The organism is Sphingobium sp. DC-2 (genome assembly GCF_000722555.1).
Taxonomy (GTDB): Bacteria; Pseudomonadota; Alphaproteobacteria; order Sphingomonadales; family Sphingomonadaceae; genus Sphingobium; species Sphingobium quisquiliarum.
Map to the genome: position 1 here is coordinate 1 of NZ_JNAC01000010.1, position 7,829 is coordinate 7,829.

10 protein-coding genes are annotated in these 7,829 nt (G+C 63.5%); 1 reads left to right on the forward strand and 9 read right to left on the reverse strand.

The annotated features are described in order from the left end of the window. Positions 1–106 precede the first annotated feature (106 nt). From ET21_RS0102475 to ET21_RS0102485, 3 genes are all read right to left on the reverse strand, one after another. Entirely contained in the window at positions 107–2,437 is a 2,331-nt protein-coding gene (locus ET21_RS0102475; RefSeq protein ID WP_030538451.1) for a type IV secretion system DNA-binding domain-containing protein, read from the reverse strand. Continuing rightward, positions 2,427–2,756 carry a hypothetical protein gene (locus ET21_RS26885; RefSeq protein ID WP_081856568.1) on the reverse strand — a complete coding sequence of 110 codons (330 nt, stop codon included), beginning with the start codon at positions 2,754–2,756 and terminating at the stop codon, positions 2,427–2,429. Before ET21_RS26885 ends, ET21_RS0102475 begins: the two co-directional genes overlap by 11 nt. A gap of 462 nt (positions 2,757–3,218) precedes the next feature. Further along, positions 3,219–3,440, reverse strand: coding sequence for a hypothetical protein (locus tag ET21_RS0102485; protein ID WP_030538453.1), 222 nt, complete (start codon positions 3,438–3,440; stop codon positions 3,219–3,221). Between the two features lie 348 nt (positions 3,441–3,788). Here ET21_RS0102485 and ET21_RS0102490 point away from each other — a divergent pair, with 348 nt between their 5' ends. Next, positions 3,789–4,016, forward strand: a complete 228-nt coding sequence (locus ET21_RS0102490; RefSeq protein ID WP_030538454.1) for a DUF6437 family protein — start codon at positions 3,789–3,791, stop codon at positions 4,014–4,016. Positions 4,017–4,132: 116 nt separating this feature from the next. Here the strand turns inward: ET21_RS0102490 and ET21_RS0102495 are convergent, their stop codons facing one another. From ET21_RS0102495 to ET21_RS0102520, 6 genes are all read right to left on the reverse strand, one after another. Next, the gene (locus ET21_RS0102495) at positions 4,133–4,522 is read right to left on the reverse strand and encodes a single-stranded DNA-binding protein (protein ID WP_006966186.1); all 390 of its coding nucleotides are present in this window, start codon (positions 4,520–4,522) and stop codon (positions 4,133–4,135) included. 304 nt (positions 4,523–4,826) lie between these two features. After that, a complete protein-coding gene (locus ET21_RS0102500; protein WP_030538455.1) occupies positions 4,827–5,255 on the reverse strand; it encodes a hypothetical protein in 429 nt (142 codons plus the stop codon). A 10-nt stretch (positions 5,256–5,265) separates the two neighbouring features. Beyond that, the gene (locus tag ET21_RS0102505; protein WP_030538456.1) at positions 5,266–5,727 is read right to left on the reverse strand and encodes a DUF6878 family protein; all 462 of its coding nucleotides are present in this window, start codon (positions 5,725–5,727) and stop codon (positions 5,266–5,268) included. 123 nt (positions 5,728–5,850) lie between these two features. Further along, a complete protein-coding gene (locus ET21_RS0102510) occupies positions 5,851–6,804 on the reverse strand; it encodes a DUF2493 domain-containing protein (protein ID WP_030538457.1) in 954 nt (317 codons plus the stop codon). 304 nt (positions 6,805–7,108) lie between these two features. Continuing rightward, positions 7,109–7,531 (reverse strand): hypothetical protein, encoded by a 423-nt coding sequence (locus ET21_RS0102515; RefSeq protein WP_030538458.1) that lies wholly within the window; start codon positions 7,529–7,531, stop codon positions 7,109–7,111. Between the two features lie 11 nt (positions 7,532–7,542). Beyond that, the coding region (locus ET21_RS0102520; protein ID WP_030538459.1) for a zincin-like metallopeptidase domain-containing protein at positions 7,543–7,829 on the reverse strand (287 nt) is incomplete at its 5' end.

A 7,829-nucleotide genomic window follows, 5' to 3' on the forward strand; every position in this document is an offset into this window, starting at 1 on the left:
GCACTCGATTCACCTGAGGAATCCCCCAGGCGCAATTTCGCAACAAAGCCAACCGAAAGCATGGATCTTGTTCCTTCAAGCAAGGTGCCCCCTTGCTTTGCGGCTCTCAAAGATCGGGTTCGTAGAAGTCCTGTTCGCCACTCTCGACGCCGCCTTCTAGCAAGTCCCGTTCGGCCCTTTCGCGGGGTTGTTCGCGCTCCTGCGGTCGCTCAACCGGCGGTGACTTGAGGCTACTCGAACCGGGCTTGTCACCTGATGTGGTCGCGTGCTCTTCAGGTGCTGGCTGCGCCCCGTCGGCCGCTTCACTTCTGCCGGAAAGAAGCGGTCCTGGAGGCAAGGTCGCGACTGTCCGAACCGTCCCGACAGCTTCAGCATCAGCACCGGCCTTGCCTTGGTCGGGCGCTCCCCGCACCTCACGGACAGGCATGGTTCGGGACTGTTCCTCACCCTGCTGGCTTGCCTCGTCGGGCGTGGGCCTCACGCCCTGCAGGTCGAGCTTCAGTTGTCGAGGGGCGATCGGCTTGCCGGCACCATCGTCATTGGCGGCCGGGGCACCTTCGGCGGCTTCGGAACGCGATGCGGCGGATGAAGCGCCCGCCGAGGCTCCCTCATCCGGGGCAGCCCGCTGGGGGCCAGGTTCGGAGGCGCGCGCAATGAACCCCTCTGCCAGCCGGGGCAAGCGGCGCGGCACGAGCGTGACCGGAGCGGCCGGGAAGCCGTCCGGGAACTTGAGATAGCCGGAGAGCCGCGGCAGGTTCATGAACTGGTCGGGAAGGAGTAGTGGTTCGATCTGACGCCGAGGGGTCAGGCTGACGGCGTCGCGAGCATTATTGTAACCGTAGCTGTACCCTTCCTCCATGTCGCGCACTTGGCGATGACCGATGAAATCGGAGCACCAGGTGGCTGTCTCCCGGTCTGCGGTTGCAAGAATGAGTTTGCTTCGAGCCAGCGAGGACAGGGTCATCGCCATGTTCTCGCCGTAGACCTCCTTGAGCTTGGCAAAGGCATGGACGCCGGTGACGATCGCGCCGCCGAAATTGCGGGCGGTCTGGAGCCCTTTCTCCAGTGCCGGCAGCCGGTGCAAGGCTCCCAGTTCGTCTACCAGGAACCAGATCCTGAGATCCGGGGTGCGCTCCATGGTCATCAGCGTGTTCATCGCGGTGTCGAGCCACAAGGTGAGCAGCTGCGAACAGATCGACATGTCGACATAGCGCGCCGAGAGGAACAGGATCGATCCCGGAGCGGAGATGCCTCGAGTCCAGTCCCGCACCGAGAAGCGCGGGCTATTGTTGGGCAGCAACTTGAGCGCCTTGGCATTGGCGTTGAACACGGCCCGGATCGACTCCGCCATGCGCGCCGCTTCGGGAGCGGTGAGCGGGTCGGCCATGGTGCCGCGCATGAGCTTGTGGACCTGCGCGAGGTCGGCGGTCATGAGCCGGGTGGCAAGTGCGTGGTTGGTGGCCTGCCCGGTGCGCTGGAGATGGAGGCACATCTCGACGAAGAGCATGCGGGCGGCGAGCACCCAGAACTGCTCCGAGCCGCCACCGTCGTGCGGAACGAGTGCTTCGGCGGCGGCGTGGAACTCGCCCTCGCTGGTGCAGTCATGGAACACGCTCCAGGTGGGACAGCGGGCATCGAGTGGGTTCAGGATGATGTCGCGCTGGGGGTCAAAAAAGGCCTCGATGAAAGCTCCGGTGAGATCGAAAACCACTGCGCGTTGCCCACGCGCCCGGGCCTCGGCGAGGAGCTGGCTCAGGGCCACGGTCTTGCCGGTGCCGGTTGTGCCGATCAGCATCGTATGGCTCTGCTCAAGGCGCCATGGCCAGGACACGCCGGCGAGATGAGCCGGGCTGTAAAAGCCTGCCTCTTCGGTCGCTGCAGCACCGGCCAGCCGCCATTTCCAGCCGAGCGCGGCGTGCAGTTCGCGAGCACGTTCCGTGCTGTTGTGCCGGTCGATTTCGGCCTCGAGCTCGTCAAGTGTGACGAGCATCGCGCCGCGCTCGTGCTTGCGCTCCTTCGACTTGCCACCGAACCGTTCGGCGAACCACCAAAAGGCGATGAAGGCCGGGAGGAGGACGAGCGCTGAAAGGCCCATGCCGCGCCGGATGGCCGCAATGAGCGCAGTCACGGCCTCGCGCATGGGAGGAAAGTCGCGAACGACATCGAATGGCAGACGGACGGTGCCACCACCGGCCAGCTTGAGCTCCACCAGTTTGCCGGGATCGAACTCCATGAAGGCGTAGCCCGAAGCATAGAGATGCATCCACGCCAGGTAGATCTGGTGATCGGTAAGCGCCGAGGTCACCTCCCAATAGGAGAGCCATGCGGTGACCATGCAAGTCACCAACAGCGGGCCTTTGAGGCCAGCCGCAAACATGAAGCCGAAGTGGCCGAGGAGCTGGCTGCCGCGCGTGAAATTGAGGAGATTACGCTTCATCGCTGCCTCCCTCGGGTGCGGAGGCGCTGAGTCCGAGCCGGGCGAGCCGGCGATTGTAGGCCTCGTGCGTACGCTGCCTCAACGAGCCATCGTTATGGCTGGCCAGGAGTGCTTCGAGGGCTACCGTGATGAACAGGTTTTGCCGTACCGGGTCGAGGGCCGCAGGCCGCTTTCGCGCTTCATTTTCACGCTGCCAGGCATCGATCAGCTGATCGCGAATGACGATGCTGACGGAGACCTGCTGGTCCCGGGCTTTGCCCTTGATCCAATCAGCAAGTGGGCGGGGTACGTAGGTCTGAAGACTAAGATGCCGATCCATGTTCTGGGGTCCAATTGACCCTTGCGAACCCGGTTCGATCTTGCGGAAGACAGCGATGAGAATAAATCAAGAACATTGGCGCGTCAATCTTGATAAACCGACTACACTTCAAAGAGTTAGGCGGCCCCAATTTGCCCACAAATCGCGAATCCAAGGCATGCTTCACCATCAAATTGCTTTAACACCAGCCCGAAAATTCAGCGTATCACCCTGATATACCTATACTAAATCCGGCAGTGTCACTGCGTACGGTGTGCTCAGTCTACCAGGCCGCGAGGGAGTGATCCGGTCACGTCGCCGATCATATTGGAGGGAATGAAGGGTCTCGATAGCGCGGAACCAAAGCGCGCGCGGGCGCCGATGCCCGCGCTCCGCTCGCCAACCTTGGCGGTGATAGGAACTCTCCACCTGCGAGCAAAATAAAAGGGCAGGAACCGTTGCCGGTTCCCGCCCCGGTCGGGGTCAGAACTCATCCAGCATCGACCCGTGGATCGTATGGACGACACGCGCAGCCAAGTGTGTCGGTAGAGCGCAATAGTCGCCTTCATCGAGCGCGACATATCCGAGCTCTTCGTCTGCCACGATGTGCTGATCGAAGTAGCTGTGCAAAGCCCGGCGCTCGGCCAGTTCCAGGGCCTCGAAGTAGCTGCGGGATGAAGCGGTGCAAGGTACGAAATAAGCCATGATGATCCTCCTGAGGTTGTCGTGAACGACAGGAGGAAGTGCGATGTTCGTGCGCATGCCGGGTCAGGGACCGCGCTCCAGCGCGGCCGCGTCAGCGGCGGTGGGGGAAACGATTTTGTCGGGGGAGGGATTCATCCCTTCTCCGGCAAAATGGTGGGGCCCTGCCGTCCTTGAGGCGGCATGTGGACGGACATCATGCTGGGCATTCCGTGAGCCAGCCCCTCCACCCTCACGGTTCGCACCGGACGGCTGCGGGCGGGCGCCCTTTTTCTTGTTTTCCTACACCCCGCACGCGGTGGCAGAAGAGCTATCGAGGGACCACAAACCAAGGGGGCGGAAAGGACTGACATGCCCCGCAAGAACGATCCGGTCGATGCCTTGAAGAAGCTCAGGGAACAGCGCGACGAACTGGCAGCCAGGGAAGCGAAGCTCCGCGACGAAGCCGCTCTCGTCCTCGGCCAAATCCTGATCGAGTGCGGTGCCGAGACGATCGAACCGGCCCAGCTGCGCCAGGTTGTCCGCGCCGCGATGGCGCTTGGGATGGAGGAAACCCTGAAGCGCCTTGCCCCTGCATAGCACACCACCAGCGGCGGCAAGGGGTTCGATGCCCCGCGCCGCCGCTTTGCACCAGAGCAAAAGAAAAGGCCCCGATGGCGTGTGCCACCGGGGCCTTGTCGTGAGGGAGAGAACGTTCAGTCCTCGTCGATGTCCGGCGCTCCCTCGTTGCTTCCCGAACGCCCCTTGGTGAGGAAGTCGACCTTGTCGGCGATGATCTCGCAACCGTAGCGCTTGGCGCCGCTCTGATCCTCCCATTGGGTGTAGTGGATGCGGCCTTCCACCGTCACGAGCTGGCCCTTGGTACAGTACTTGGCGACGTTCTGGCCGAGGCCATTGAAGCAGGTGATGCGATGGAATTCGCTGTCCTTGGCGGTGTAGCCGTTCTCGTCCTTGTAGGTCTTGCCATCCTTGCGGGCGGGACGGTCGGTGACGACCGAGATCGAGGTTATGCTGGTTCCACCCTGGGTGGTGCGGGTTTCGGGGTCGCGAGCGATGCGGCCAACGAGGATAACGAGATTGGTCATGGGCTTTCTCCTGATCGAGCATTCCGGGTCCATCCCGGCTGCAAACCCGAGCAGAAGCGCCCCGCGGCGAAGCGCACCGGAGGGGAACCCGGAACTGGACCGGGTGGTGCGGGCAGTCGGGCACAGCCCGGCAACTCGGCCGGACCTGATCCGGGTTGCGCGTCTCGACGGGGGGTGATTCAGGGACAGGTTTGTATCGAAGCCGGGTGGAGCTGGATGCCTTGAGCAGGTTTGCCCTGCCTCGTTCCCACAGGTCTTGGCCAGATGAACGGCTCCCAAGAGCCCCCCACCGGCGAACGCCTTCTTAGATCGCGGTTCGGACCGTTGCCTCAGCAGGTGGCGAAGGGCTCGACGCAACCGGCTCGCCAAGGGAAGACATGTCGATCGTCACCCCTTCAGTGCCGTCCAGAGGATTCCCGCGCAGCATCCAGGCCTGCGGCGTGATGAGGCGCGCCCAGTCAGCAAAGGAGGGGATCGAGCCCAAGTCTTCGCGCACGTGCTGCTCGCCGACCAGACGCACCGGAACGACCCGGCCATCGGCATTGACGAGGGTCTCGCCGAAGATCGCCTCCAGCATGAATATCCCCTCGGCATGGTGCCGCAGCGCGCGGTGCCGAGGGTATGCCAAGATTGCCTTAGACTGGTCGAACCATCGGTGCAGCAGGAGATAGTCATCGACCGTGCCGCCCCATTTCCGGACCGACGAAAGGGCGCGGTAGTAGCAGTGTGCCATGCCGGGTCTCCTAGAGCTCGGTCGAGTGATCATCGGTTGCGGTGAAGCGCAGGCTGCAGTCGAGCACGAAGGTCGCTTCAGGCACGTCGATCACGAGTTCGCCGCAGGCACCGTCGTTGATCTCCCAGCCAGGGTGGTGACGCTCGAGCGCCAGATAGGTCAGCTGTTCGAGAGCCTGCCCAAGCGACTGCAGCTGGTCGGAACTGGCATCATCCGCCTTGCCTGCTTCGCCTTCCTGCAGGGTAACATCAGGGCACGCCAACGCCGCACCGGCTACGTCGAGGCAGACACATTCCTCGACGGCGCCGCTGTCGCCGCAACCGTCGAAGCGGATCTCGACGCGGGCGATGCCGGCTTCCTGCAAGCGCGGAAGAATGGCCGCCTTGAGCTGCTGGATCTCTTCGGCCACCTCGGTCTTCCGCTCGGCTTGGCGAACGGCAAAGTCGGCCATCACGGCCTCGATATCGATCATGGGAATGTCTCCTGTAGCAAGGAGCCAACGGCCATTCGCTGGCTCCAAACCACACGCGCACGCCTTTCCTCTGACGAACGACGCCAGCGCCGATCAGGCGCTGGCGCGAGGACCGGCATGGCCTCAGTCGGACCCTGCCGAAGTGTTCTTCGGATTGGTGCCGAGGGGGCCGCGGCGATCGACCACGGTGATGCGCCGAGCCTTGGCTTCGATGACGAGGCGTTCAAGTACACCATTACCCGGAAAGGCGATGACGTAGCGCGGATCGAGCGAGAGCATCCGCTCGTTGCGCTTGAAGCCGGCACGGGCGCCAAGCCGCATATCGAGCGAGAACGTCACTTGCGGAATGCCCCGTCGTTCGGCCCAGCTCGATGCCAGGCGGTCGACGCCCTTGGTGTCGCCGCCGTGGATGAGCACCATGTCCGGCACGCGGTCGCGGACCTTGTCGAGTGTCGCCCAGACATTATTGCCGAAAGTCAGCGCATCGCCTTCGTTTGCGTGGCGTGTACGTCCACCGGCGAACACCACCGGGGTTCCTTCGGGCACCGCCGCACGGCGTTTGGCTTCGGCACGAGCCCGCAGGAAGTCCCGACCTTCGACGAGCGCGGAGGTCAGCATTGCACCGTGATTGAAGCGCGAACTGGAGACGGGCTTCCAGGAGGAACCGAACTCGTTGAGGTACAGGGCTGCTGCGACTTCGCGCATCTCTTCGAGCGCCAGCATGGCGCTTTCGGCGCATTGCGCCCGCTCGACCTGGGTCTCGAGTTCATGGGTGTGGACCTCGGATCCATCGGCCGTAGCAATAAGCGCGCGGACTTCGTCGGTCGCCCGGTCGAGAGCTATTGATTTGCGCTCGGCGGAGCGGTGGAAGATATTGACGAAGGCCCAACCGAGATCCTCGGCGTCGGTTTCAAGAGCGGTCCCGGACACCATGGCGAAGAGATCGGACCAGACCGCTTCAAGAGTCTGGACGACGGCGTCCCGGACCGGGAAATCGCTTGTCGATAGGGGAGCAGGTCCGATCGAGAAGCCGGCAAGATCGAGCCCGGCGAGTTGGTCGGCAAATGACGTGTGCATGGGAATGTCCTCCTGACTGGCGTGAAGCCGACGCACCCGTTCATGGCTGCGCCAGCGAGAGCCCGTCAGGGCCAGCATTCAGGCAGGATTGCGCACCCGTCAGGGGAAACCCGGCTTGGCGGGCTGGCGCGGGCAGGCATTGAGCCCGAAGGGCGAAGGCCAACACGGGCCCGTCCAAGCCGGGTTGCGCAAGATTGGCGGCTGGCCCAGGGCCTCTCTCGCATGGCGACAGGCCGTGAGCGGCCGGCAAAGATCCGCCAGGAAGGGCACCCACAGCGCTACGCGTGACCCATGTTATCGGCGGTCAAGCTGCGCGTTTGGTGTAAACCCCCTCGCCATTCGACATGTGACCGAGGCAGTCATAGTCGCCGAACATGGCATCGAAACGGGATGCGATCTGGGACAGCCAGCGCTGTGCCCGCGGCGCCCGGGCCGTGCGCCAATCGGCGTCCCAAGAGCCGCCGTCATCGCGTTCAACGATCCAGACGGCCACCAGCCCGCCGTAGACCGATAGGCCGAAATCCGCATAGGCATTGCGCATGAGGATTCGGTCTTCCCGACCGCGCCAGCCGTCGTGCGAAATCAGCGACGGGAAGGCTCGGGCGGCCCGCTCGCGCAGATCCTCGCGCAGCCATTGGTACTCGAACTCCCGATCGTCATCGTTCTCGACCTCGAGGACCGTGAAAGCGACGATAGCGCCGCTGGGATAACTGACCGATCGGCCCATGGCGTCCTCCTTCAGGCCGCGAGCGCAGCGTCGTCTGACGCGTCGTCAAACTGGTCAGGGGTGACCCTCCCGCCGAGCTTCAGCAGCAGGCTCGCGGCTTCTTCGGCCTTGGCTGCAGCAGTGAGGATGGCACGGTCATCGTCCTTCAGGAGATTGAGCCAATGCTCGATATAGCTTGCGTGGCTGTCGAGATGCGTGACCGGCAATCCAAGCTCAGCACCCAGCATGGCGCTCGAGAGTTCGGCGCAATATCCTGACAGTCCAGCCCAAAATGGCGGTTGGAAGGTGAAAACCATCG